Raw genomic sequence first — 23,178 nt, 5'->3', positions numbered from 1 at the left:
GGGCGCGATTTTCGGACCGTGGGTCAGAAGGCGCGGCAGGACCGGATATCGGTTGCCAGGATGGCCTTCGCACCCAGCTCGGCGAGCTGATCCATCAGCTCGTTGCCGTCCTTGCGCGGCACCAGCGCACGCACCGCGACCCAGTCCGGATCGGTCAGCGGCGAGACCGTCGGCGACTCCAGGCCCGGGGTGATCCGGACCGCGGCGTCGAGCAGATCCTTCGGGCAGTCGTAGTCCAGCATCAGGTACTGCTGGGCGAAGACCACGCCCTGGATGCGCGCGACGAGCTGGTTGCGCGCCTTGTTCTGCCGATCGGCGTCCTTGGCCTCGATGAGCACGCCCTCCGAATCGCACAGCGAATCACCGAAAGCGACGAGGTTGTGCTGGCGCAGGGTGCGGCCGGAGCCGACCACGTCGGCGATGGCGTCGGCCACACCGAGCTGGATGGAGATCTCCACCGCGCCGTCCAGTCGGATGACCTCGGCCTGAATGCCGCGCGCGGCCAGGTCCGAGAGCACCAGGTTGGGGTACGAGGTAGCGATGCGCTTGTCGTAGAGGTCCTCGACCTTCCATTCACGGCCGGCGGGGGCGGCGTAGCGGAAGGTGGAGCGGCCGAAGCCCAGGGCCAGGCGCTCCTGCACGGGTGCGCCGGAGTCGAGCGCGAGATCGCGCCCGGTGATGCCGAGGTCGAGCTCGCCGGAGCCGACGTAGATGGCAATGTCCTTGGGGCGCAAGAAGAAGAACTCGACCTGATTGGCCGGGTCGAGCACGCTCAGATCGCGGGCGTCCTTGCGGCCGCGGTAGCCGGCCTCGGCGAGGATGGCCACGGCCATCTCACTGAGCGATCCCTTATTGGGGACGGCGACGCGAAGCATAGATATTCCTTTCGGGGCGGGTGGGGGGACGCGAAGACAGTGGTCGCGGGGTCGTCGGCCGCACTGGCTGTGCGGTGAATCGGCGCATCACAGATGTCGGTAGACGTCCTCGAGCCGCAAGCCGCGGCCCACCATCAGCACCTGCACCCAGTACAGGAGTTGGGAGATCTCCTCCGAAAGGGATTCGTCACTCTCGTGTTCGGCGGCCAGCCACACTTCACCGGCCTCTTCCAGTACCTTCTTGCCCTGCGCATGCACACCGGCGTCCAAGGCGGCGACGGTTCCGGACCCCTCGGGTCGGTTGACAGCACGATCCTGCAGCTCGGCGAACAGGGCTTCGAAAGTTTTCACGGAGAGCCATTGTTCCAGACCGCCGCATCCGGCCCGCAATTCACCCGGTCCGTTCGGTGCGGTCAGCGGCCCGGGCCCATGCTGCGACCCCCGGTTCGCCGCGTCGGCGGCCGGGGGTCGCGGGTCGAGAGCGCGTCGGCGCGGGCCCGCGTCCGGGGCCGCGCGGCCGGTCAGGCCAGGCCGAAGCGCAGCAGGGCCTGCATGTCGCCCTGCTTGATCTTGCCCTTGCGGTCGAGCACCTCGAGCTGCCAGTCCGGGCCGTTGCGGAAGGCCCGGGCGATGGCGTTGGCGTTGTCGGTGCCCAGCAGCGAGGGCCAGATGTCGGCGACCTGCTGCGTGCTGCCGCCGGTCGCGTCGTAGATCTTGAACGAGATGTTGTTCGCCTTCTCGAAGCTCGAGCCCTTCTTGAAGGCGGCGGCGACGAAGATGATCGAGTCGATGGCGGTCGGAACATTGGCGAACGTCACATGCACGGTCTCGTCGTCACCGCTGGCCGCGCCGGTCTGCTCGTCGCCGGTGTGCAGCACCGCGCCGTTGCCGAGCGGATCGAGCGAGTCCAGGCCCGCGAAGCGCACCGGCTCCGCGCCCTGCATGAGAATCGCGATCAGATCCAGATCCACCCCGCGCTTGCGCCTGGCGATGCCGAGCACACCGCCGCTGCTGCCCGCCGAAGGATCCCAGCTCACACCCACACTCAGTTTGGTGATCCCGCCGAGATCAGCCGCACCGTCTTCTTTTCGAAGCGTAATCACGCCCTCAGCGTACCGGCGATCACCGGTTTCGTTGGGGGGCAGCGAAATACCTGGTAGCGGACTTTTCCGCGCGGTTGCCGGACCTCAGCTCGGCCGCGCCCAGATGTTCCAGGCGCCCGCGCGGCGTTCGATCTGCGGCACCAGCCGGGTGAAGTAGCGCTTGGCATCACAGTCGTCGCCGCAGTCCCGATGCTTGTCCCGTTCGCGCTTGGCGATCTCCAGATCGAGCACGGGACGCTCGGGATAGTTGTGACTCATGTAGGTCTTCATGCCCGCCACCCCGCCGCTGTGACAGCGGTCACCGGTCGCGCGGCCGATCCCGCGGGCGTCACACGGCCCGCGGCGACGAGCATGCAGTGCGCCTGAGACTTGGCTCCGCACACCGATATCGGACACGACCCGTGCTGCTGCATGACGCGGTGCGCGCGGGCGTCGGTCATGGTTTCCCAGGGGACGGGATCGTGGTTGATGAGGGGAAGGTCGTCGAACATTCTCGGTCACCTCCTTCTGGATTCGATGCTTGCTGTGTTGCCGGGCAGGCAGGTGCTGGAGTTGGACGAACCCGAATGCACAACGGGCACTGATGACTACCGAATCGCTCTGTCCAATTGCCCACCGGCCGGGGCGATCTCCAGTAGACATGCCTCTCGCCTGCGAAAACAGCACTTCGGATCACCCAAAGCAGATCCGCCCATTTTCCCTGCACGGCACCCGAAGTCAGCGGACAATACAGCTGGGAACTTTTCACGCTCCGCCCCGGAATTAGATATCTGCCACCCACGTACGGCGCACAGCGCCACCCAAAAAATGGGGAGCCAGGCTAATGAGCGGTAAGAATCGAACCACCATCCCCGGTCGCCGACTCGGTAGACAGCTGCGGGAACTCCGTCAGGCTGCGGGCCTTTCGATCGCCGACGCCGCACGCCTGATCGAACGCGGCGCAGGCACACTGCAACGCCTGGAATCAGGTGAGTCGCCCAGAATCCGGCTGCTGGACATAGAAGCTCTGTGCAAGGTCTACGGATGCGAACCCAAGACCGACGCGCTGAAGGCTCTGGCCACCGAGGCCGATCACCGAACACGGCCGGTGGACGAACGGGTCTGGTGGCATCGCTACGAGGATCTCATCCCCGATGACTTCGAGACCTACGTCAGCCTGGAAGCAGCTGCGGCACAAGTGATCATGTACCAGGCCGACATCGTGCCCGGTGTGGTGCAATCCGCCGACTACGCGCGGGAACTGGATCGCGTCTTCTTCTCATCCGATACGCCGATGGAACTCGAGCAGCGCATCCAGGTGCGGATGCAGCGGCAGACGGCGCTGAATCGCAGGCTGTCTCCGGTCGAGGTCGATCTACTGCTCGATGAGGCTGTGCTGCACCGCTGGTCGGGCAACAAGCGAATCATGGCCGCTCAGCTGCGAAAACTGGCCGATACTCCCCCGAACGTCCAGGTCCGGATCATCCCGTTCAAGGCGGGTTTTCCGCTGGGCATCCCTTCCGGCCCCTTCGTCATCCTGCACTTTCCTACCGATCCGGCCACGAAACGGCCGGTCGAACCGACAACCGTCTACATCGAAGGCTATGGATCTCGGCTGTACTACGACCGCGCAAGCGATGTCGACAGGTACCTGAACGCCCATATGGCGCTGGGGCAGGTAGCGTTGAATCCTGCTGATAGCAAACACCTTCTGAGGTGGGTAGCGAAGGAGTACGAAGCGTGAACGATCTAGACGGAGCGCGCTGGTTCAAAAGCAGTCGCAGCGGTGGCGGCGAGCATTGTGTCGAAGCGGCTCACCTGCGCGGTGGCACGGTAGGCGTGCGCGACTCGAAGCTCGGTGTCGCCGGCCCGGTGCTCGTCTTCGAGCCCGCTGCCTGGGACCGGTTCGTATCCTCGGTGGGTACGGGCGCTTTCGACCTGTAGCCGAGCACGACTGACCGGGGCCGCTTCGGGGAGCTGTCCCGGGTCAGCCGCGAAACGCCGGATCCAGCACCGACCGCAGGCCCATGTAGAAGCCGTCGTCGGCGTCAGGATCATCGGCGAAGAGTTCGTCGTCCAGGTGATTCTCGAACGGCGTCCGGCACCAGCTCGCGCCGTCCCACCACCGGGCGAACGACACCAGGTCCGACTCCGGATGCAGCCTCGGGTGCGTCGTAGGACGGTCGATGGCCCGCACCCACTCGGGCGCATCGCCCCACGGGTCGAAATCGGTCTCGAACAGTTCGCTCGATTCGTCGGCGCCGAACAGCAGCGCCCGGCCGGCCTCGACCCACACCAGCACGAACCAGTTTCCCGCGCCGTCCTCACTGGCGAGCCGGTCTCCCGCCGTCGGGTCCGCTGCGTCCGCCGCCGCGAGCTTTGTCGCCACGCTCGGTTCCCCCGCCCGGATCAGGTACGCGTACCCCTCGGAAACGATCAGGGACCACAGTTCCTCGGGCCGAGGCAGCACCAACTCCATGCGCCGCAACATACTCCGCGTCCCCGACACCGGACCTATACCGCGTCGGCCCTGTACACCACCGCACCACGTGCCGCCACGGTCGAGCGCCGGATGAGACTGCGCGACAACCGGATCGCGAGTATCGCGATCCATGTTCCGCACAGGCCGAGGCCGATGCGCTCGACGAGCCCCGCCGGGCCACCGTCCACCAGCTTCGCGGTGAGCGCGAACGCGATGTAGGACAGGGCCACCAGCACGCCGTTCGTCATCGAATACCGCTGCCAGCTACGACTTTCGAGCATTGCGTAGCCGCGCGCGAGGACGAAGCACGCCGCGCTCAGCGACGAGAACTGGATCAGGCCGAGCACGCTGTGGATCGCGCCGTGCAGGGTCAGGTCGGTCGGCTCGCCCGCCGGGTAACCCAGGGACGGGTCGGGCAGGATCGGGCCGATCGCCACGAAGGTGAGGGCGTAGACGGCGAGCAGGATCGGGCCCCGGCCCGAACCGCGTTCGGCGCCCAGCACCCGCTGCACACCGAAGGCGAAGGCGAGCAGCAGGATTCCGGTGACGATGTAGTTGGTGATCTGCATCCAGCCGCCGGGCCCCAGTTCGAGGTTGCTGTCGGGGACCCGCCAGGCGTCGTAGCCGGGGCGAACGGCCCCGAGGATGAGCAGCACGGTGATGTTCAACAGTGGCGCGACGACGCCGCAGGCCAGCAGCAGTCTCGTCATCAAGGGTGTCCGCACGACACGTGTCCTCTCGTCGGCCGGTGCGGTTGCCGAGTCGCGCGGGGAGCGCGCCGCAGCCGGGGGACACCACTATCGGCCGGCGGCTCGGCTCGGGGATTGGAAAAATGTTCCCCAGGCCCGGTCGCGGTCCGCGGCGATGGCGGGCAGCGCGTCCGCCCGCAGCGACCCCGGCGTGCGCTCGGCGAAGATCGCCACATCCCGGCACAGGTGCGCCTGATCGGTGTACCCGCAGACCGCCGCCACCTCGGCGGCGGGCCTACCCGCCAGCAGACCGACTGTCGCGCAACGGAATCGGGCCAGCATCGCCGCACGCTTGGGCGTGAGTCCGATCTGGTCCTCGAACCTGGACCACAGCCGCTTACGACTCCAGCCGAGCGATCGCGCGAGCTCGGCGACCCGCACCTGACCACCGGCGGCGACGATGCGCTGCCATGCCGCGCCGACCTCGGGCTCCAGCACCCGGTCCGGCCTGTCACGCTGGGCCAGAAACGCTTTCGTCACCGCGAACCGCCGCTCCCAGTTCCCCGCCGCCTCGAGCCGCTCCCGCAGCCAGTACGCCTCCGGCCCCCACAGCTCGTCGAGGGATACGGCGCCCGGGCCCAGTTCGTGCGCGGCGACGCCCAGCAGCGAATAGGCCCGGGCCGGCGACAACCGCACCTCGACGCATTCGGCGGAGACGCTGCGAATGCGAGTGGCCCCCATGGGAAGTCCCACGACGAACCCGCCCAGCCGCCGCTGCCCGCCCGCACCGTCAACGGTCAGATCCCGCCCCGAGAATTCGATCACCACCCCGACCGCGGTGGTCGCGGCCGCCCGGTAGTCCCACCCCGCCCCACCGAGGTCGCGATACCCGATCAGCGCCGCACCCGGCCCTCCGCCCGCCACCGGCCCCGCGAAATCCCACCCCGCCCCGCCGACGCCCCCGGCTTCGGATACTCCCACATGCTCCACACTACGGATCCGGCGTCGCCTTACGCCGACGTCGGCCGGCCCGGCCGTCGCCGAGCACCGCACGGCCGCGACGTTCCCGTGGAACCTCATTCCGTTTCCCGCTCATCACCGCGATGGAGCCGACGCGGCGCGCCACACGCCGGAGACCACCCAGCGGCCGTACCACCGCTCAGATCCCGGCGCGACACGATCTGCTGAGCTCACGTGTGCGCCGACATCATGAGCGTCGTCGTTCGACCTGCGCTCTCACAGCTCTTGCGCCACAACAGTCTTCGAGGACGGCGATCTCGAGGTCCGCGGATCGCACCCGGCCGCGGGTACGCCGAGTCCGGCTGCCGCCCCGCGGATCCCGCGCCGGTCACGCATACCATCGGACCATGCGACCGCGGTGGATCATCGACCTTCATGACGAGTTCCCGGGCTCGGCGGCGGTCGCGGCCGCACTGGACGATCCCCTGATCGTCAGCGCGCACGACGCCCTGGTGGGAAGCTGGCCCGAGGTCGACGCGGGTCGCGCGGTCGTCGGGTACGGGACGATGCCCACCATGACCCGCCTGCGCCGCGACCCTCGGCTGGGCTCGGCGGTGTTCGACGACTATGCGGCACTGCGCTGTTCGTCCTACTACCGCCACCTCTACGACCTCCTCGGCCGCACCGCCGTCCTCGTCCCGTTCGCGGCGGTCCCCACCCTCCCGCTCGAGCGGATGTTCGACGCCGACCGGGTCTTCCTCCGCAGCGACACGAACTTCAAACTCTTCCCCGCGGGCGTACACGCGGTCGGCGACCTCGGCGAATGGCTGCGCCTGCACGACCGTCACCGCGACGAGTTGGTCGTCGTCTCCGAGGTCGTGACCTTCGAACGCGAGTACCGCTGCTTCTGCCGTGACGGCCGGTTCGTCTGCGGCAGCAGCTATCCGGACGAGCCCTACCTGCGGGTCCCCGATCCGGTCCGGACCTTCGCCGAGATCGCGGCGACCCGCATGCTCGCCCACGGCCTCACCATGATCACCGTCGATGTCGGCGTGGACCCGGATGGCGTCTTCCGCCTGGTGGAACTGGGCGGCGTGAACAGCTGGGGCGTCTACGGTTCCGACGTCACCGACTTCATCAGGGCCATGGAATCCGAGGCGATCACCCGCGCCGAGGTGTGATGACGCCCCGCCGCCGGTTCATTCAACCGCGATTGCTCATCGGGACGGCGAGGCCGTGCAGCGGCGGTCGATCGCCGGCGCGCACCGGTTCATTGGTGGCGCTGCGGGGGTGCTCACCCCGCCGGGGCGGGTCGCGGGCACGCGTCGCACCGATGAGCGGGCGGTGTCGCCGACTTCCGGGGTCGCACCTGCGGCGGAGGTTCTCGGGAACAGGGCGGGCGGCGTGTCACGTCCCGGCACGTGAGCACGCAACCCGGCACGCGTCGGCGGAGGTCCTCGGGAACAGGGCGGGCGGCGTGTCCCGCCCGGCACGCGAGCACGCAACCCGGCACGCGTCGGTGTACGGCCGCGCTCGGCGACGCGCAATCCCCCGAAGAGGTCGGATAGCGTTAGGCGGCATAGTGATCGGGAGGGAAATCATGGCGGACTCGACGGCGGCGGTGGCACGCGCCGAACACGCGGTGACACGCCTGCGGGCGGCGGCAGCGTCGGCGGCGGGCGCGGTACGGCTGGAGCCGGGTATTTCCGACGAGGTGATCGACGCCTGGCCGGTGCCCGCCCCCGCCGAGATTCGCCTGCTGGCCCGCGAGATCGGCGAGCTCTGGTTCGACGAATACGACCCGATCACGTTCTCGCACAACCGGAACAGCACCCCGAAGTCCGGCCGGGCAGGCGAGGCAGGGACCTGGTGGGTGCTGCACACCAACGCCGCCGCCGAGACCTACTACGTCGACATCGACCCGGTCACCGGCCGCTGGGGCCGGGTGTTCTCACACTGGGAAGACAATTCCAGCACCTTGGTCGCGGCGTCGGTCAGCGACTGGTTCCTCACACTGGCGAGCGGGATCACCCTGGCAGCCGAGGTCGCCGCGGGCGAGCGCGTGGACGATTTGGATCCCGACCTCGACGATGACGACCTCGCGGCCCTGGACTTCGAGACCGTCTTCGCCGATTGGTTCCACCGCCAAAACGAGTTCGTCCTGACCGACGAAACCCCTTCTGCCCCAGCGATCCCGGCAGACGCCGCCCGCCACTCCCCCGACCCCGAGGTGGCAGCGGCCGCGGCCGACCTCCCGGACGACGCGGTACTGGCCGACCTCCGCGCCGCCCCGTACCCGACGCACGTGTCCTTCAATGAGCTGAAAGGCGGCTTCGCCACATACCGCCGCGCCGGCGACGGAGCGTTCCTGGCCGCGGTTCCGGAGCATTGGTGACCACCGCGCCGAACTGATCGGGAAATGCGCTGTCCGAACGCTATCCCGCCCCCGTAGTTTCCGGCGAATGGCCGAGACCTACCCCGCCCGATGTGCGGATCACCCGACGTGCCACCCGCACCTGTCCGGTCCCGCCGTACCTCGGAGACCGGGTTGTGCGTCCGATGCATCGACCGCGTTCTCACGGACGGCTCGTGGCGGACCCGGCGGGCGCAGGCGGGCGGCCGCACGCCGCGACGCGCTGATCACCAAGTTCCCCGGGCTGAGCACGGTCAAGGACACACCCGCGGTGCTGCAACTCCGCGGACCGGAGTCGACTGCACGATCCCGGCGGGTCGTCCGCACATCAGCTGTTCCTCCGGGCTCACTCCGAGGCGAGGAATGTCGGCCGCCGGGTAGACGCCGGACGCGACGGCGCTGCCTAGCGTCGATTCCGTGAGCGAGAACAGAATTCAGCGAAGCGTCACGGCGCTGGTGGCGGCCGGTGTGGTCGTGGCGGGAGGCGCCGCGTGCGAGCCATCGGGGGGCGAGCGGCAGGTCATCGCGTGGCACGACTGCGGCACCGGGGCGGAGGACGCCATCGGGGCGAGGCTGTCAGCGGTCGGGGCGCAGTGCGGGGAGTTCTCGGCGCCGCTGGACTACGCCGACCCAGGCGGCAGGACCATCACCATCGCGGTGGCCCGGCGCGCCGCGACGGACCAGACTCGGCGGCTCGGCACGCTCGTCGTGCAGACCGGGGGGCCGGGACCGTCGCGGGACGGGGTGCCGATGGTGATCGAGGGACCCGAGGGCGGGCATCCGGGCGCCGCTGAACTCGCCGAGCGATACGACCTCGTCGGCATGGATCCACGGTTCTTCGGTGCCAGCTCGCCGCTCGAATGCGGCTGGAAGACAAGCGATTACCTGAGCCTGGCACAGACAGCGCCTGTGGATCGCGCGGGGTTCGACAGGACCGTCGCCGTCGCCGGGGAGCTGGCTCGCCGGTGCGAACCGGATCGTGACCTGCTCCCGCACGCGTCCACGCGCGACGTGGCCCGGGACCTGGATCTGTTGCGAGGCTTGCTGAACGAATCGGAGCTGTCGTTCCTGGGCTGGTCCTGGGGCACCTACGTCGGCGCGGTCTACCTGCAGATGTTCGGCGAGCACAGCGGTCGATTCGTGCTGGACAGCGCCCTCGATCCCCGTGCTCCCGGCCCGGATCTGACCCGTGCGACCGCGCCCGCCGCGTCAGCCGCGCTGCAAGATTGGGCGCGCTGGGCCGCCGGGCGTCCCGAGTTGGGTTGGGGCGCGGCGCCGGACGCGGTTCTGTCCACAATCGACGGGATGCTCGAGCGGGTCGCCGCCGCGCCGGTGACGCTCGCCGGGGTAGCGGTGACCCGCGAACTCATGCCCGGCTTGATGCTTACCGTCGACGATTCCGACGCCACCTACACGGACTTCGCGGCCCAACTGCGCGCTCTGTCCGATGCGTCCCTCGGTGTGCCGGTCGATCTGCCCGACAGCCTGGCGGCCAAGCTGGCGCTCTATGCCGAGAACACTGTGCTACCCGAATTGGGTTTCAGCGCAACGGTTGCCAACCAGTGCGCGGACCGCCCCGCGCGGGACACGGACGCCTACTTCACCGATATCGAGGACCACCGCGCCGCGGAACCGATCTACGGCGCGCTGGCCCGGCGGCTCACCCCGTGCTCGCTGTGGCCGGTGCGGCCCACCGAGACAGCAACCGAAATAAGCAACGAGCTGCCGGTTCTGCTGGTCGGAGCCGAGGGCGACCCCGTCGCGCCCGAGCCGGGGCAGCGTGCGATGCGGCGGGCACTGGCCGGATCACGCAGCGTGACCCTGAAAAAGGCTGTCCGGCACGGCGTGTATCTCTTCGAGCGCAACCAGTGCGTGGACGACGCGATCTCACGGTATCTGCTGGACGGCACATTGCCGGTGACCGACCTGAACTGCACGCGCGAAGGATGATCGCGGGCCGGGTCGTCACGCCCGCGGGCGACCCAGCCCCGCCTCGTGCGCGATGATGACCGCCCGCACGCGGTCCCGCACCCCGAGTTTGGCGAGAATATGCCGCACATGGGTTTTCACGGTCCCCGCGCCGACGTCCAGGGTCGCGGCGATCTCGACGTTGGACAACCCCCGCGCCATGACCCGCAAGACATCGGTCTCGCGCGGGGTCAGCGTGGCGACCAGGCGCTGTGCGACCGGGTCGAGCGGCGGCGCGAGGCGATCGAGCAGACGACGGGTGGTGGAGGCGGCCAGCACCGCATCGCCCGCGTGCACGGTGCGCACGGCGGACAGAAAGTCCTCCGGCGGAGCGTCTTTCAGCAGGAATCCGCTGGCGCCGGCGCGCACGGCCGCGACCACGTAGTCATCGAGGTCATAGGTGGTGAGCACGAGCACCCTGGGCGGTCGGTCGGCGGCCAGCAGCCGCCGGGTGGTCTCGATGCCGTCCAGGCGGGGCATCCGAATATCCATGACGACCACATCGGGGCAGGCGCGGGCGGCCATCTCGAGCGCGACGACCCCGTCTCCGGCTTCACCCACGACCCGCAGGTCCGGCTGCGATTCCAGCACCATGCGAAATCCTGCGCGCACGAGCGCCTGGTCTTCGACGAGCAGCACGGTGATCGGTGGAGTCTCCGGATTCATTTTTGCTCCAACGGAATTCGAGCCAGCACCTGATGCCCGGATCCCTGGTCTCTCCGGCCGAACTCCAGGACGCCGCCATATGCCGACACCCGTTCGCGCATACCGATCAAGCCGAATCCGCCCTTGCCGATGCCGCTTTCGCCGAGGTTCGCGGATGGTGGCCGACCGTGGCCGACCGCCCCAGAGCTTGCCTGCCCAGAGATTCCTTCCCCTGCATTTCGCTGCCCGGAAGTCCCGTGGGCGGCATCTCCCTGCCCGAAGGTTCGCTCCAGTGCGATTCCCCGCCCTGGATTTCGAACCTCGGGACTTGGACTCCCGCCGTCATCGGCGATGCGAACCAGCAATTCCTCCCCGTCCCGCCGTACCGACACCGAGGCGCGCGCATCCACCCCCGCGTGCTTGACAACGTTCGTCAGCGCTTCCTGAACGATCCGGTAGACGAGCAGCCCGATCCCGGGATCGGTATCGCCAATGGAGAATTCGACGTCCAAGACGACCTCCAGCCCGGCCGCCCGCAGATCGGCGACCAGCGGCCCCAGGTCGGCGAGCCCCGGCGCGGGCTTGGCCGCGGCCGGTTCGATCGGACCGGCCCGCAACACCCCGATCGCACGCCGGGTCTCACCGAGCGCTTCCCGCCCCTGCTTCCCGATCGCCCCCAAAGCCTCTACCGCCCGCTCCGGTTGCGCCCGAGCCGCGTACCGCCCACCGTCGGCCTGCGCGATGATCACCCCCAGCGCATGCGCGAGGATGTCGTGAATATCCCGCGCGATCCGGGTCCGCTCGGACAGTACGGCCAGCCGAACCCCCTGCTCGTGCGCGGTTTCCAAGAGCGCGGCCCGCTCGGCGAGCGCCGCGAATTCGCCCCGCCGCGCCCGCTGCCAAGCCCCACCCAGCCACGCCGCCACCACCGTACTGGCCAGAAACGCCCCCACGATCAGATGCGCGAGCGCAGGCATGGGCAACTGCGGCCAACTCCACCCACCCAACACGGCGCCCCCGAGCCCCGCGATCAACCCGATCCCGCTCGCCCGCCCTCGCCCGTGCGCGGCCAGCGTGTACACCGCGATAGGCACCGCCACGTCGGCAAGCACGGCCCCGGTCGTGTCACGCACCGTCACCCACTGCACAACGGCCACGATCCCGACGACCGCCGCCGACCCCTCCGGCCACCGCCGCCGCACCGCCACCGGCGCCAGCAATGCCACGGTGAACACGAAGTAGTCGCCCCCGGCCCCCACCAGCAATCCGACCAGCCCGCACACAATGCCCACCACACCCGCGACCACCGCGTCGACCAGCACCGGCCGCCCACGCAGCCACCCCACCACCCGTTCGCCGACCACCGGCCCACCCTAATCCGGCCCGTCCGATCGGCCCTCACCTCAAGGGATGAGATCGCGCGCTCCCGGCTACGACCTACGGGATAGAGCGGGTTGGTGGCAAAACCCGCGTTGTGGTGTCCCGGTATGACCCCGCTGGCAGTCGCCCAGCACTCGCTTTGTACCGTCCCCGACTCACTGCGGGAACTGACTGATCCGTGTGTTCTGAAAGCTGGTGAACAGCCACATTCCCTGTTGCCGCAACGCGACTCGGGTCTGGACGGACCGCGCTTCGGGTGGCGCGGCCACCCCCGGAGGCATGGGGCGATCGCCCACCGTGACCAGCACCGCGACATTCGGCAGGGGAAAGCGCAGCGTCGTGGTGTCGGGTTCTGCCATGCGGGTGCCTTTCATGAACCCGTCGAAGCCCTCCTGCATGACCGTGGCGAGTTCGGTCCGGCCTTGGACGCGTTCCCCGATCACCGATACGAAATCCGCGTCGGGGGTGAACGTGGCGGCGAAGGCGGTGCCGTCACCTGCGGCCCAGGCGTCCATCTGCGCGCGCAGCAGGGCGAGGACGGCGGTTTCGTCGGTCATGACGCCGCCTGTCCCCGGCGCAGGCCCGCGAACTCGAGGACGGCGAAAACCGCGACGAACGTCGCGCCGGCGAGCATGAAGGCCCGGCCCCGGTTCGTCAGCGGAATCAGGTCCAGGACAGCGAGTTCGACCATGATCACCGCAGAGAGCGCGTTGACCGCGACGACAGCGGCGACCAGGCGAGAGGGTAGCCGCGGGTGGCCCGCGATGAGCAACAGTGCCGCGGCGCCGCCCAGCATGCCGACACCGAAGGGGACCGACCAGGCGGTCGGCAATCCGAGTGGTTCACGCAACAGCGGGGCGGTGGCCAGCAGGAATACGCCGAAAACACCGGTGCTCCAACCATCTACACGCAAGGCGGTGCGGAGCACGGGGCCGGAGTCGAAGGTGATCGTGGTGGTCATGACGCCGACGTTGCCAGTGGCCGGTCATCGTCTCAATGACCTCGAGGGTCATGGCGACCGGCCACTCCGGCCCGATAGCGTGTCCGAGTGACGCGTTCGATGCAGGAATCCCCCGCCGGCACGCTGCTGCGGGAGTGGCGACAGCGGCGGCGGCTCAGTCAGCTGGATCTGGCGCTCGCCGCCGACAGTTCGGCACGACATGTGTCCTGCATCGAGACCGGAAAGTCCCAGCCGAGCCGGGCCATGGTGCTCAAGCTCTGTGATGTCCTGGAAGTTCCTCTGCGCGAGCGCAATACGGTGTTGCTCGCGGCCGGATACGCCCCGGAGTACCGGGAGAGCAGCCTGGACGATGTCCAGCTCACTGCCGCCCGGGCTGCGTTGGACACCATGCTGACCGCGCACGAGCCCTATCCGGCGATCGCGGTGGATCGGTACTGGAATGTCGTCGCCACCAATCGCGCCATGGGCCTGTTCTCCGGCGAGGTCGACGAGCAGCTGATGGAACGGCCCAACGTCTACCGCCTCGCCCTGCACCCCGGCCCGCCCGATGCCACCACGCGCATGATCAACCACGGTCAGGTCCGGGATTTCCTGCTGGAGCGGCTGCTCCGCCAGGTGCGGGCGACAGGCGAACCGATTCTGCGTGAGCTGTACGACGAGGTCTCGCGGTACCCGGTCCCGGCGCATACCGAACCCGATCCCGGTGCACCGACGCCCTTCGCGGTACCGCTGCGCATCGCCACCCCGATGGGTGAGCTTCGCATGTTCAGCACCATGGTCACCTTCGGGGCGCCCTCCGATGTCACGCTCGCGGAACTGGCGATCGAGTTGTTCTATCCGATGGACGAATTGACCGCCGACGCACTGCGCACGCTCTTCACCGCGGGTGCCGGCATCCGACCCTGACAGCCCGCCGGTAGTGAAGAGCGGGAGGCGGGAATCATGGGCCGGCGCGGAGCACGGCTGCGCCCGGTGTGAACCGTGTGGGACGGCCGATGCCGGACCTTCACGGCTTGGATGCCCACGAGGAGTGGCGGAAGGTTCATTCGCGCGGCAGCCGGTCCCGCCGCGCGGTTCCCGAGCACAGCGGGCAGGGGCTCACCCTCGGCGGGATCGGCGGTGGATCAGCCACCCTCCGCTGGTCGCCGCAATCAGGACGAAGGCCCCTATCGCGGTACCGGTCAGGACCCAGGAGCTTCCCGATTCACCCGTGTTCGTCGCGATGAATGCGGACCCGGCGGTGACGGACCCTTCGGGATCCGCGGTCACGTCCCGCGCGTACCGCGGGGTGGTGATCCGATCACCGGAGACCGAGACCTCCAGGGTGACCGGAGTAGTCGTTCCGCGTTGATGGCCGGTGCCGCCGGTGACGAAGACCTCCAGGTAGTACCACCCGGGCATGCTCCACAGTTTCGTGGCGGCGTTGCCGCTGTCGCGATTGCGGTAGAACACCCGGGGTGATTCGAGCGGGTCGAGCACGCGAGTCTGCCCGTCCGTGGCCGATTGCGCGGTGAGCCGGTACTTGGTGCGCAGCGAGTCATCGAGTTGCGCCTCGATCCCGGTGACACCGGAGCAGGGCCCGGCGCTGAGCCGGTAGGACACGCCCTGGCCCCAGTCGAGCGCGACCTTGAAGAACACTCGCTCACCCGCCAGCAGGGTGTCGATGTAGCGGCCGCTGCCCGGCAGCGCGGTGGCGTCGGCGAACGACCCGCCGCCCACCACGGAAACCGATGGGCCGGGCTGCTCGACGAAACCGGCCCTGTTGTTCGCGGGTACGGCGGGACCGGAGTCATCGAGGGTCGGCGGCTCGAGCCGGACCTGGATTTCCAAGGGGCGGTTCAGAACCGGGATGTCCCGATAGCCGTCCGGGTGCGGCCGCGAGACCGCGAAGGTGAATCTGCCCGAGGCTTTGCAGGCGGTCCCGGCATCGGGGAATGCGGCGGTGACGGTCGCCACCGCGCCCTTGTCGGCTCCCGCGATCACCTCGCCGATGGGTGACGTCGTACACGGCCGCCCATCGGGACCGGTCGGGGCGAGCGACAGCATCTCGACGCCGAGATTGTTGCCGGCCGGGAGTATGACCGTGGCCGAGAAGTAGACCCGCCATCCGTCGGGTACGTCGACCGCGTAATGCCTCGCCTCGGAGTCGATGTCATCGACATAGCCACCGGCTGTCAGCACCGGCGCACCGGCGGACGCGGCCGACCCGTCCACCGGGATTCCGCGAACCTGATAGGACCGCAGCGCTTTTGCGACGGTGCGCGGCAACACTCGTTCGAGTGCGACGCCGTCCTCGGCATCGGCGTAGGTTCCACCGGTCGCATTAGCTATGCAGGACAGCTGATCCCGCGCGACCCCGCTGGCACGGAACCCGATCGTGTGAACCCGGAGCCCGATCCCCTGTCCGGCAAGTTCTTTCGCCACCGCGCAGGGTTCCGGCGGCGCGCACGTGTCTTCTCCGTCCGAAACGAGCACGATGCCGCGCTCACCGCCGGCAGGCAGCGCGGCAGCCGCCTGCCGCAGTGCGTACCCGATAGGCGTGTACCCCCGCGGCTGGAGACCGTCGATCGCACTCCGCAACCCGTCGGCGTCGCCCTCCCCAACCGCAACCAGCTGCCGATAGTCCCGACACCCGGCCGCTTGGTCGTCGGGACCCGACCCGGTCCCGGTCCCGTACGCGCCCAGCCCGACCCGCGCTCCAGCGGGCAGCCGGTCCACGAAGGCACCCAATGCCCGCTTGGCGGAGTCCAAACGGGTTCCCCCGGTGTCGGTTTCAGCCATCGATCCGGAGGAGTCGACCACCACCATCAACGGGTTCGACGCCGCCTCGGCGGATGCGGGCCCGACACCGACGGGGCCACCCGCCAACACCGCCAGAATCACAGCGACCACCACGACCCAGCGCGACACGGCCCCGTCCCCTCATCTCGCCTTGAAATGGACCCCTCCGCGACAGACGCTAACCGACAACAGCAGGCCCGACATGCCCCGAAAACACATGGGAAGACCGCTGATTCATGAAATACGCTCGATCGTGCGTAGCAGTTGCCCTGGGGGACCAGCGTTGTCAGGTCAATTCCTCCGTCGCTCCGCGCCCCGCGGCCGTAGCGCGGGCGAGAAAGTCCGTGATCAGCCCGAGCTCGGCGGCGCTGTAGTCGGCGCAGATCCCGTCCAGGGATGCGTTCATCCCGGCGAACAGGCCGAGCAGCTCGGCGTTGCGTTCCCGCAGGCCGCGAACCAGCGTGGCGCGGCGGTCGGCGGGGTCGCCTTCGCGGACCACCCAGCCGCCTTTTTCGAGCCGGTCGAGGATTCCGGTGAGGGTCGCCGGATGCAGCCCGGCCTCGCGCGCCAGCGCCTTCGGGCCGAGCGGGCCGAGCCGGTTGATCACGTCGAGGCAGTCGAGGTCGACGTCCTTCATCTCGAGCCGGCTGCCGACCCGCCGGTTGAGCAGGGACAGCTGATTGCTCAGCTCCCGAAGCGACCCCTTGAGCTCGACGGTCGCCTTCCGATGAGCAGATGTTACCGAATTCATATAGTACGACTCCCAAAATATAATGATACGGTTCTCGTACTATACGACAACCGGATGGACTCATCATGTACCTCGTGACCGGAGCGACCGGCATCATCGGACGCCCACTCGTCGAAGAACTGCTATCGGGGGGCGCCGAGATCCGGGCCATCACCCGCGACCCGCAGCAAGCCGGTTTCCCCGTCGGAGTGGAAACCTTTGCGCCCGAAGCGATTCATACCGCGCTGCGGGGTATTCACGGGCTGTTCGTCCACCCCCGCGCCGCCAAGGACAACACCGACGAGCTGCTCCGGCTCGCCGCCGAACAGGGCGTCCGGAAGGTGGTCGTGATGTCCGCGATCAACGTGGACGACGACCCCGGCCAGCAGCCCTCCCGATACAACGGTGACCGCAATGCCGAGGTGGAGCGCGCCGTCACCGCGAGCGGGCTGCCGTGGGTTGCGGTGCGGCCCAGCTCATTCGCGATCAACACGCTCGGGATGTGGCGTGGCCAGCTCGCGTTCGGAGACACCGTCCGGGGGCCGTACGGCGGTTTCGCCGAGGCGGTGATCCACGAGCGCGATGTCGCCGCGGTGATCGCCCGGGCGCTGCTGGACGACGCGCTGCTCGGCCGCAGGATGTCCATCACCGGGCCCGAGGCGCTCAGACTCGACGAGATGGTTCCGATCATCGGCGCGGCGATCGGCAGGCCGCTGCGATTCCAGGAGGTCCCCGCCGAGGCGGCCGCCCAGGCCATGATCCGGAACGGCCTCGGTGAGCAGTTCGTGCGGGCGCTCATGGCGCGCTACCGGCGCGAGATGGAACGACCCGCGACGGTGACGACCGAGGTCGAGACGATCCTCGGCCGTCCCGCCCGCGGCTTCGCCGACTGGGTCGCCGACCACGCGGGGGCATGGTCGTGACGAAGTTCGCACGCTTCGCCGGCCTGCTCTTCACCGGCCTCTTCGCCGGATTCCTTGTCGGCGTTCTGGTTCTGGAGCTCTCCCTGCGGAACTTCGACGGCTCGGTCTACACCCGGGTCCGGCTCGTCGAGCTCGACTCGCTGGACAAGCTCGCCACAGCCACGCTGCTACCCGCGCTGGCCGCCACAGCGGTATCGGCCTTCCGGACATTCCGAACGAATACCCGGTGGTGGGCGGTGGCCGCGCCGGCCCTGCTCGTGTTCGTCCTCGGCCTCACGATCACGGTGAATCTTCCGATCAATGCCGACCAGCTGGGGTGGAATGTGCAGTCTCCGCCCGCCGATTGGTCGGAGGTGCGGGACCGCTGGCAGATCGCCCACACCGTGCGAACGGTGGCCGCGGTTCTCGCCTTCGGATTCCTCGCCCTCACCACCGTGCTGCCCAGCCGGGGTGCTTCCCCGCAGACGGTTGCCGAATCCTCACGGGAGACGTGACCATATCTCCATCCACCCACGCACTTCGGCCATCTCGGAGTCGCTGCCGTGCCGAAGATTTCGAAGCACGATGAGGTCGTTCTTGATCTGCCGGAGCTCACGGATCCGGTCGATCGGCAAACTCCGCCAGTGCGACGAATCCGATTTCGCGCGATCGAGTTGACCGGTGCGACGATCGAGAAACCATCGGTAGATGGAGGCACTATCGCGCACCGGATCATCGATGTCGGGACCGAACCTGTTGATCATTGCCACCCGCAGGTTCATGGCATCGCGGAGCTGGCTCTGCCGATAGGACTCGTCGTCGGTCGACTCGGCGATCAGCTCCCGAATCGCGATCGAGACACGCGCCCGGTCGAGAGCGGACCCACCTTCGATGCGCATCGCATCTTGTCCGGCGACCTCGGCCAGCCCGAACCAGTTCGACTCGGCCGGCGACGGCGCGTGCGTACGCAGCCAGCCCGCTACGTCGGCCGGTGCCAGCAGAACAAGCTGATCCAGCAGTTCCGCAACGCTACTCATCACAGTTCTCCGGCGACTGGAGGACGATCCCGAAGGACCCGAAAACTTCACGAGCAACTTTACGGTCGCCCGGCGGGGGTGCCCTACCGGTCATTTATCGCGCCAGCCGGGCCGCCAAGTACGGCGCTGTCCGGCTGTCACGCGCCGCGGCCACCCGCGCGGGCGGCCCGGCGGCGACCACCCGCCCACCGCCGTCGCCCGCCCCGGGCCCCAGATCGATCACCCAGTCGACCCCCGCCACCACCGTCATGTCGTGTTCGGCGACAACGACGGTGTTGCCGGCGTCGACGAGGTGGTGCAGCTGACGTTCGAGCAGTTCGACATCGGCGGGATGCAGCCCCGTGGTCGGCTCGTCGAGCACATAGAGGGTGTGACCGCGGCGGGCCCGCTGCAACTCGGTCGCGAGTTTGATGCGCTGCGCTTCACCGCCGGAGAGTTCGGTGGCGGGCTGACCGAGACGCAAATAACCGAGTCCGACCTCGCGCAAAGTGCGCAGACTCCGTGCCGCGCCGGGCAGATCGGTGAGGAACTCCGATGCCTCGTCGACGGTCATCGCCAGCACATCGGCGATGGTGCGGTCGCGGTAGCGCACCTCCAGCGTCTCCTCGGAGTAGCGCGCGCCGTGACAGGTCGGGCAGGTGGCGTAGGTACCGGGCAGGAAAAGGAGCTCCACGGCGACGAACCCCTCGCCCTGACAGGTCGGGCAGCGCCCCTCTGCGACGTTGAACGAGAACCGCCCCGCGGTCCATTTACGTTGGCGCGCTTCGTCGGTCGCGGCGAACACCCGCCGCACGGCGTCGAACATACCGGTGTAGGTGGCGAGGTTCGAGCGCGGCGTGCGCCCGATCGGGCGCTGGTCCACGGTGACCAGGCGATCGATGCCCGCGAGTCCGTCGGCGCTGACCCCGATGCTCGCGTCCTGATCGAGGTCGATGAGCGCCGCATCCGGATCGCCGCCGTCGGGTTCCTCGGTGTCGGGCGGCGCCCCGCCGGGGGACAGATGGCGGGTGACGACATCGCCGAGCACCTTGCACACGAGCGTCGATTTCCCCGATCCGGAAACACCGGTGACCGCCGTGAACACCCCGAGCGGCACCTCCACCGTCAGATCGCGCAGATTGTGAAAACGGATGCCGCGCAACCGCAATGTGCCGATCGGAGTGCGCGGTTGCCGGGACGCACGCGGGCGATCGCCGAAAAGATAGGGGCGGGTCACCGACGCGGTCGCCGCGGCCAAGCCCGCGACCGGCCCGCTGTAGACCACTTCCCCGCCGAGCTCCCCCGCCCCCGGTCCCACGTCGACGATCCAGTCCGCGCGACGCACCACGTCCATGTCGTGTTCGACCACGAACAGCGAATTGCCCGCTCGCCGTAGCCGATCCAGCACGTCGAGCAGCGGCTCGGCATCGGCCGGGTGCAGACCTGCGGAGGGCTCGTCGAGCACATACAGCACCCCGAACAGCCCCGCGCGCAGCTGAGTCGCCAGGCGCAGCCGCTGCAATTCTCCCGGGGACACCGTCGGCGTGCGGCGATTCAGACTCAGGTAGCCCAGGCCGAGATCGATGAGTACCTGCGTGCGGGCGACCAGGTCCGCCGCGATCAGGGTGGCGACCTCGGTGAGTTCGCCGGATTCGGTGGATTCCCAGGCGGCGCCGGCCTCGGCGCGGTTCGCGGCCGGACGCAGTGCGTCGACGAGATCGGTGAGCGACAGCGCGATGTACTCCGCGATCGTCCGCCCGGCGAACGTGACGGCCAGCGCCTCGGGTCGCAGCCCGGAACCACCGCAGACCGGGCAGTCGATGCTGTCGACGAATTGCAGCACCCGCCGTCGCATGGTGGCACTCTGCGAGTTGGCCAGGGTGTGGCGGACGTGGCGTTCCGCGCTCGAGAAGGTGCCGTTGTAGTAGTAGTCGGCCTGCACGGGATGCGACTGCGGATCGATGGTGACGGTCGGCTGCTCATCGGTGAACAGGATCCAATCCCGTTTGGCCTTGGCGATTTTGCGCCAGGGCTTGTCGATGTCGTAGCCCAGCGTCACCAGGATGTCGCGAAGATTCTGACCTTGCCAGGCGCCGGGCCACGCGGCGACCGCGCCCTCCCGGATCGTCAGCGACGGATCGGGCACCAGCGTTTCCTCGGTCATCCGGTGAATACGCCCGAGCCCGTGGCACTCCGGACACGCGCCGACCGCGGTGTTGGGCGAGAACGCGTCGGAGTCCAGCCGCTCGCTCGCGCCCGCCGGGTAGGTTCCGGCCCGGGAGAACAGCATCCGCAGCAGATTCGACAGCGTCGTCACCGTCCCGACCGTCGAGCGCGATGTCCCCGCCCCGCGCCGCTGCTGCAGCGCGACCGCGGGCGGCAATCCGGTGATGTCGTCGACTTTCGGCGCTCCGGTCGGCAGCAGCAATCTACGCGCGTAAGGTGCGACGGACTCGAAGTAGCGACGCTGGGCTTCGGCGTAGATGGTCCCGAACGCCAGCGACGACTTCCCCGAGCCGGAGACGCCGGTAAAGGCTACGAGCGCGTCACGGGGTGCTTTCACATCGACAGACCGGAGGTTGTGCACCTGGGAACCGCGCACGCGGACGAAGTGGTCGAGCTCCTGCTCGGGTGCCATCCGGTCATTCTGCCGCACTTCCGGATGCAATTAGCAACAATTTGGCTACCACTCGCGATGGACGGTGCGGGCCGGAGGCGGTCCCGCCTGATCAACCGTGCGAGTACATGCCCTCCACCAGCCCCGCGTTCGTCGCCCGCCGCCTACCGCTCTGCCCGGCTACCGCCCTGCCCGGCTACCGCGATGCCCGTGCAGCGTGCTCACGAGCGAGATCGGCGACCACCCGCGGCAGCAAGTCGTGCTCCGCGGCCAGCACCCGCGCGGCCAACGATTCGGCGGTGTTCGACTCCCGGCGATGCCGGGCGGACCACAGGGAGTTGGTCGGACCACTGCCCTATGGTGTGGCTGCATCAGCCGAACGTGAAGAGGGTTGCATGGAGAAGCGGTACGGGCGTCGGGAATATGTTGAGATCACGCGGTTTATGTCGCCGGGCCGGGACGATCATGTTCGCGCTATCGAGCGATGCGAGAACGATGATGTCGCGCGTGAACAGATGTTGACCCGGCTCGAAGCCGACCGGAAGATCGTCCAGTTCGACAGCAAGGCGCCCCTGGAGAGTGTTCTCCGTCGGCTTCGGTCCCTGTTCATGTATCCGACAGAGATGAACCTGCGCTGGACGAAAGCCCTCAGCGCCCGGTTCGAGACCTACGGATCCATCGACGGCGTGGAAGCGTTGCTCGAGTACGTCGGCGAGCGAAGCCTCACGGTCGGAACCGCACTGGTCTCGATAGACACGCAAAATGACTGGTATGCACTCGCTTTCGTTTCCGAACGAAGCAGCCATGCACTCGCCGCCATCGCACCGGGGTACATCGGGACGCTTCGGAGCGGAAGCGAAAGCAGCGAGCGGTCCAGTGTCGCGCGTGGCCCGCTGGTCGCCCGGGAATCTGGATTCGCGAATCCGGAGAGCACACCCGGCGTTTCGTGGATGGCGGTGTATCTGCTCGGGGCCGACCCGCATGCCATCCTGTGCGATCTGGGGCTGACCGATACCGGAATCAACTATGCCCCGGGCATTTCCACACTTGCCTGCGCGATCCTGCCGGAATGGGTTGTCGTCGTCGACCACCGCGCCGAAAGTCTCGGTTATGTCGGGAACGCTGAACTACTGCAACGCCTTTCCTGCCGAGGCACCTACGTGGTTGCCTGCTTTCGGTCAGCGGATCAGCGCAGGAGCAGCGCCGTCCAATATTTCGGCGGGAACCGATACTGGGCGACGCACCATGATCCCGATCGATCCGAAGGTGGAAACCACCTCGACTACTGGGGCAATCTCTACTGGGACTTCGCGAAAATCCGTGCCGCAGGCTGGAAAAAGCACAAGAAGTCCCCCGACCAGGGACACCTCTACCGGGTTCCTCTGGCCGCCGCGCACGAGTGGACCGGGTTCGTCGACACCACTCCGCTCACCGAGGCGAGACGGAACTGATCACGGAGGCTCGAGAGGCCATACCGGTCCGACCTCAGCAGCGCGCGCACATGCCGATCAGCGGCATTGTGTCTCCATCGGCTATCGCGCCTGCCTGCGAATCCCACCCCGCCCGGCACTCCATTCGTGCTCCGGCGAACCTCGCCCGCGGTCATCGAATAAGACAGACGGTCGGGGGCGGGTCCCGGCAAAACAGGTACGGCACCCCCCCCGCGAAGGGAAAGAG

General features: G+C 68.3%; 25 protein-coding genes. 9 read left to right on the top strand and 16 right to left on the bottom strand.

The window, feature by feature from the left end:
* Window positions 1–23 precede the first annotated feature (23 nt).
* The 5 genes from hisG to ABZ319_RS34450 form a co-directional block, all read right to left on the bottom strand.
* Window positions 24–875 carry an ATP phosphoribosyltransferase gene (gene hisG, locus ABZ319_RS34470; RefSeq protein ID WP_354990743.1) on the bottom strand — a complete coding sequence of 284 codons (852 nt, stop codon included), beginning with the start codon at window positions 873–875 and terminating at the stop codon, window positions 24–26.
* 87 nt (window positions 876–962) lie between these two features.
* Complete coding sequence (locus ABZ319_RS34465) at window positions 963–1,226, bottom strand: phosphoribosyl-ATP diphosphatase (RefSeq protein WP_067710097.1); 264 nt, start codon at window positions 1,224–1,226, stop codon at window positions 963–965.
* A 170-nt stretch (window positions 1,227–1,396) separates the two neighbouring features.
* Window positions 1,397–1,978: a TerD family protein gene (locus ABZ319_RS34460; protein ID WP_354990742.1), complete on the bottom strand. Its 582-nt coding sequence runs from the start codon at window positions 1,976–1,978 to the stop codon at window positions 1,397–1,399.
* Between the two features lie 84 nt (window positions 1,979–2,062).
* On the bottom strand, window positions 2,063–2,248 hold the full coding sequence (locus tag ABZ319_RS34455; protein WP_354990741.1) for a hypothetical protein: 186 nt from the start codon (window positions 2,246–2,248) through the stop codon (window positions 2,063–2,065).
* Window positions 2,245–2,469, bottom strand: a complete 225-nt coding sequence (locus ABZ319_RS34450; RefSeq protein WP_354990740.1) for a hypothetical protein — start codon at window positions 2,467–2,469, stop codon at window positions 2,245–2,247. The genes ABZ319_RS34455 and ABZ319_RS34450 overlap by 4 nt, the downstream gene beginning before the upstream one ends.
* Window positions 2,470–2,801: 332 nt before the next feature.
* On the opposite strand from ABZ319_RS34450, the gene ABZ319_RS34445 reads away from it, so the two are divergent.
* The gene (locus ABZ319_RS34445) at window positions 2,802–3,701 is read left to right on the top strand and encodes a helix-turn-helix transcriptional regulator (protein ID WP_354990739.1); all 900 of its coding nucleotides are present in this window, start codon (window positions 2,802–2,804) and stop codon (window positions 3,699–3,701) included.
* A complete protein-coding gene (locus ABZ319_RS34440) occupies window positions 3,698–3,901 on the top strand; it encodes a DUF397 domain-containing protein (RefSeq protein ID WP_354990738.1) in 204 nt (67 codons plus the stop codon). Before ABZ319_RS34445 ends, ABZ319_RS34440 begins: the two co-directional genes overlap by 4 nt.
* A 43-nt stretch (window positions 3,902–3,944) precedes the next feature.
* On the opposite strand, the gene ABZ319_RS34435 is transcribed toward ABZ319_RS34440, so the two are convergent.
* The 3 genes from ABZ319_RS34435 to ABZ319_RS34425 all read right to left on the bottom strand — a co-directional run bounded on the left by ABZ319_RS34435 (window position 3,945) and on the right by ABZ319_RS34425 (window position 6,109).
* A complete protein-coding gene (locus tag ABZ319_RS34435) occupies window positions 3,945–4,436 on the bottom strand; it encodes a hypothetical protein (protein ID WP_354990737.1) in 492 nt (163 codons plus the stop codon).
* 35 nt (window positions 4,437–4,471) lie between these two features.
* On the bottom strand, window positions 4,472–5,149 hold the full coding sequence (locus ABZ319_RS34430) for a DUF998 domain-containing protein (protein ID WP_354990736.1): 678 nt from the start codon (window positions 5,147–5,149) through the stop codon (window positions 4,472–4,474).
* 87 nt (window positions 5,150–5,236) lie between these two features.
* Complete coding sequence (locus ABZ319_RS34425) at window positions 5,237–6,109, bottom strand: AraC family transcriptional regulator (RefSeq protein WP_354990735.1); 873 nt, start codon at window positions 6,107–6,109, stop codon at window positions 5,237–5,239.
* Window positions 6,110–6,495: 386 nt separating this feature from the next.
* On the opposite strand from ABZ319_RS34425, the gene ABZ319_RS34420 reads away from it, so the two are divergent.
* The 3 genes from ABZ319_RS34420 to ABZ319_RS34410 all read left to right on the top strand — a co-directional run bounded on the left by ABZ319_RS34420 (window position 6,496) and on the right by ABZ319_RS34410 (window position 10,451).
* Entirely contained in the window at window positions 6,496–7,269 is a 774-nt protein-coding gene (locus ABZ319_RS34420; RefSeq protein ID WP_354990734.1) for an ATP-grasp domain-containing protein, read from the top strand.
* 419 nt (window positions 7,270–7,688) lie between these two features.
* A complete protein-coding gene (locus ABZ319_RS34415) occupies window positions 7,689–8,483 on the top strand; it encodes a hypothetical protein (protein WP_354990733.1) in 795 nt (264 codons plus the stop codon).
* Window positions 8,484–8,918: 435 nt separating this feature from the next.
* A complete protein-coding gene (locus ABZ319_RS34410) occupies window positions 8,919–10,451 on the top strand; it encodes an alpha/beta hydrolase (protein WP_354990732.1) in 1,533 nt (510 codons plus the stop codon).
* A gap of 15 nt (window positions 10,452–10,466) precedes the next feature.
* On the opposite strand, the gene ABZ319_RS34405 is transcribed toward ABZ319_RS34410, so the two are convergent.
* The 4 genes from ABZ319_RS34405 to ABZ319_RS34390 form a co-directional block, all read right to left on the bottom strand.
* Window positions 10,467–11,135: a response regulator transcription factor gene (locus ABZ319_RS34405; RefSeq protein ID WP_354990731.1), complete on the bottom strand. Its 669-nt coding sequence runs from the start codon at window positions 11,133–11,135 to the stop codon at window positions 10,467–10,469.
* Window positions 11,132–12,478 carry a histidine kinase gene (locus tag ABZ319_RS34400; protein ID WP_354990730.1) on the bottom strand — a complete coding sequence of 449 codons (1,347 nt, stop codon included), beginning with the start codon at window positions 12,476–12,478 and terminating at the stop codon, window positions 11,132–11,134. Before ABZ319_RS34400 ends, ABZ319_RS34405 begins: the two co-directional genes overlap by 4 nt.
* Before the next feature lie 171 nt (window positions 12,479–12,649).
* Window positions 12,650–13,051: an SgcJ/EcaC family oxidoreductase gene (locus tag ABZ319_RS34395; RefSeq protein ID WP_354990729.1), complete on the bottom strand. Its 402-nt coding sequence runs from the start codon at window positions 13,049–13,051 to the stop codon at window positions 12,650–12,652.
* Entirely contained in the window at window positions 13,048–13,455 is a 408-nt protein-coding gene (locus ABZ319_RS34390; RefSeq protein WP_354990728.1) for a hypothetical protein, read from the bottom strand. Before ABZ319_RS34390 ends, ABZ319_RS34395 begins: the two co-directional genes overlap by 4 nt.
* Before the next feature lie 99 nt (window positions 13,456–13,554).
* On the opposite strand from ABZ319_RS34390, the gene ABZ319_RS34385 reads away from it, so the two are divergent.
* Window positions 13,555–14,361 carry a helix-turn-helix transcriptional regulator gene (locus tag ABZ319_RS34385; RefSeq protein ID WP_354990744.1) on the top strand — a complete coding sequence of 269 codons (807 nt, stop codon included), beginning with the start codon at window positions 13,555–13,557 and terminating at the stop codon, window positions 14,359–14,361.
* A 192-nt stretch (window positions 14,362–14,553) separates the two neighbouring features.
* Here ABZ319_RS34385 and ABZ319_RS34380 read toward each other — a convergent pair whose 3' ends face one another.
* Window positions 14,554–16,365: a VWA domain-containing protein gene (locus ABZ319_RS34380; protein WP_354990727.1), complete on the bottom strand. Its 1,812-nt coding sequence runs from the start codon at window positions 16,363–16,365 to the stop codon at window positions 14,554–14,556.
* A 157-nt stretch (window positions 16,366–16,522) separates the two neighbouring features.
* The gene (locus ABZ319_RS34375; RefSeq protein ID WP_354990726.1) at window positions 16,523–16,987 is read right to left on the bottom strand and encodes a MarR family transcriptional regulator; all 465 of its coding nucleotides are present in this window, start codon (window positions 16,985–16,987) and stop codon (window positions 16,523–16,525) included.
* 65 nt (window positions 16,988–17,052) lie between these two features.
* Here ABZ319_RS34375 and ABZ319_RS34370 point away from each other — a divergent pair, with 65 nt between their 5' ends.
* The gene (locus tag ABZ319_RS34370; protein ID WP_354990725.1) at window positions 17,053–17,889 is read left to right on the top strand and encodes an NAD(P)H-binding protein; all 837 of its coding nucleotides are present in this window, start codon (window positions 17,053–17,055) and stop codon (window positions 17,887–17,889) included.
* Window positions 17,886–18,383 carry a DUF1772 domain-containing protein gene (locus tag ABZ319_RS34365; protein ID WP_354990724.1) on the top strand — a complete coding sequence of 166 codons (498 nt, stop codon included), beginning with the start codon at window positions 17,886–17,888 and terminating at the stop codon, window positions 18,381–18,383. The genes ABZ319_RS34370 and ABZ319_RS34365 overlap by 4 nt, the downstream gene beginning before the upstream one ends.
* Here the strand turns inward: ABZ319_RS34365 and ABZ319_RS34360 are convergent.
* Complete coding sequence (locus ABZ319_RS34360; protein ID WP_354990723.1) at window positions 18,369–18,956, bottom strand: hypothetical protein; 588 nt, start codon at window positions 18,954–18,956, stop codon at window positions 18,369–18,371. The two genes, ABZ319_RS34365 and ABZ319_RS34360, sit on opposite strands and share 15 nt — an antisense overlap.
* A gap of 43 nt (window positions 18,957–18,999) precedes the next feature.
* A complete protein-coding gene (locus ABZ319_RS34355) occupies window positions 19,000–21,522 on the bottom strand; it encodes an excinuclease ABC subunit UvrA (RefSeq protein WP_354990722.1) in 2,523 nt (840 codons plus the stop codon).
* Window positions 21,523–21,896: 374 nt separating this feature from the next.
* Between ABZ319_RS34355 and ABZ319_RS34350 the strand changes: the two genes are divergently transcribed.
* Entirely contained in the window at window positions 21,897–22,952 is a 1,056-nt protein-coding gene (locus tag ABZ319_RS34350) for a hypothetical protein (protein WP_354990721.1), read from the top strand.
* Window positions 22,953–23,178: the final 226 nt, after the last annotated feature.

It is taken from the genome of Nocardia sp. NPDC005978 (assembly GCF_040614455.1).
Taxonomy (GTDB): domain Bacteria; phylum Actinomycetota; class Actinomycetes; order Mycobacteriales; family Mycobacteriaceae; genus Nocardia.
This window is presented reverse-complemented; position numbering and strand designations above follow the sequence as displayed.

Excerpts from the sequence above, each read along its gene's own strand:
- ABZ319_RS34445 (WP_354990739.1), top strand. The coding sequence starts at position 2,802 with ATGAGCGGTAAGAATCGAACCACCATCCCCGGTCGCCGACTCGGTAGA.
- hisG (WP_354990743.1), bottom strand. The coding sequence starts at position 875 with ATGCTTCGCGTCGCCGTCCCCAATAAGGGATCGCTCAGTGAGATGGCC.
- ABZ319_RS34375 (WP_354990726.1), bottom strand. The coding sequence starts at position 16,987 with ATGAATTCGGTAACATCTGCTCATCGGAAGGCGACCGTCGAGCTCAAG.
- ABZ319_RS34420 (WP_354990734.1), top strand. The coding sequence starts at position 6,496 with ATGCGACCGCGGTGGATCATCGACCTTCATGACGAGTTCCCGGGCTCG.
- ABZ319_RS34390 (WP_354990728.1), bottom strand. The coding sequence starts at position 13,455 with ATGACCACCACGATCACCTTCGACTCCGGCCCCGTGCTCCGCACCGCC.
- ABZ319_RS34435 (WP_354990737.1), bottom strand. The coding sequence starts at position 4,436 with ATGGAGTTGGTGCTGCCTCGGCCCGAGGAACTGTGGTCCCTGATCGTT.
- ABZ319_RS34370 (WP_354990725.1), top strand. The coding sequence starts at position 17,053 with ATGTACCTCGTGACCGGAGCGACCGGCATCATCGGACGCCCACTCGTC.
- ABZ319_RS34455 (WP_354990741.1), bottom strand. The coding sequence starts at position 2,248 with ATGAAGACCTACATGAGTCACAACTATCCCGAGCGTCCCGTGCTCGAT.
- ABZ319_RS34430 (WP_354990736.1), bottom strand. The coding sequence starts at position 5,149 with ATGACGAGACTGCTGCTGGCCTGCGGCGTCGTCGCGCCACTGTTGAAC.
- ABZ319_RS34450 (WP_354990740.1), bottom strand. The coding sequence starts at position 2,469 with ATGTTCGACGACCTTCCCCTCATCAACCACGATCCCGTCCCCTGGGAA.
- ABZ319_RS34350 (WP_354990721.1), top strand. The coding sequence starts at position 21,897 with ATGGAGAAGCGGTACGGGCGTCGGGAATATGTTGAGATCACGCGGTTT.
- ABZ319_RS34395 (WP_354990729.1), bottom strand. The coding sequence starts at position 13,051 with ATGACCGACGAAACCGCCGTCCTCGCCCTGCTGCGCGCGCAGATGGAC.
- ABZ319_RS34385 (WP_354990744.1), top strand. The coding sequence starts at position 13,555 with ATGCAGGAATCCCCCGCCGGCACGCTGCTGCGGGAGTGGCGACAGCGG.
- ABZ319_RS34415 (WP_354990733.1), top strand. The coding sequence starts at position 7,689 with ATGGCGGACTCGACGGCGGCGGTGGCACGCGCCGAACACGCGGTGACA.
- ABZ319_RS34355 (WP_354990722.1), bottom strand. The coding sequence starts at position 21,522 with ATGGCACCCGAGCAGGAGCTCGACCACTTCGTCCGCGTGCGCGGTTCC.
- ABZ319_RS34405 (WP_354990731.1), bottom strand. The coding sequence starts at position 11,135 with ATGAATCCGGAGACTCCACCGATCACCGTGCTGCTCGTCGAAGACCAG.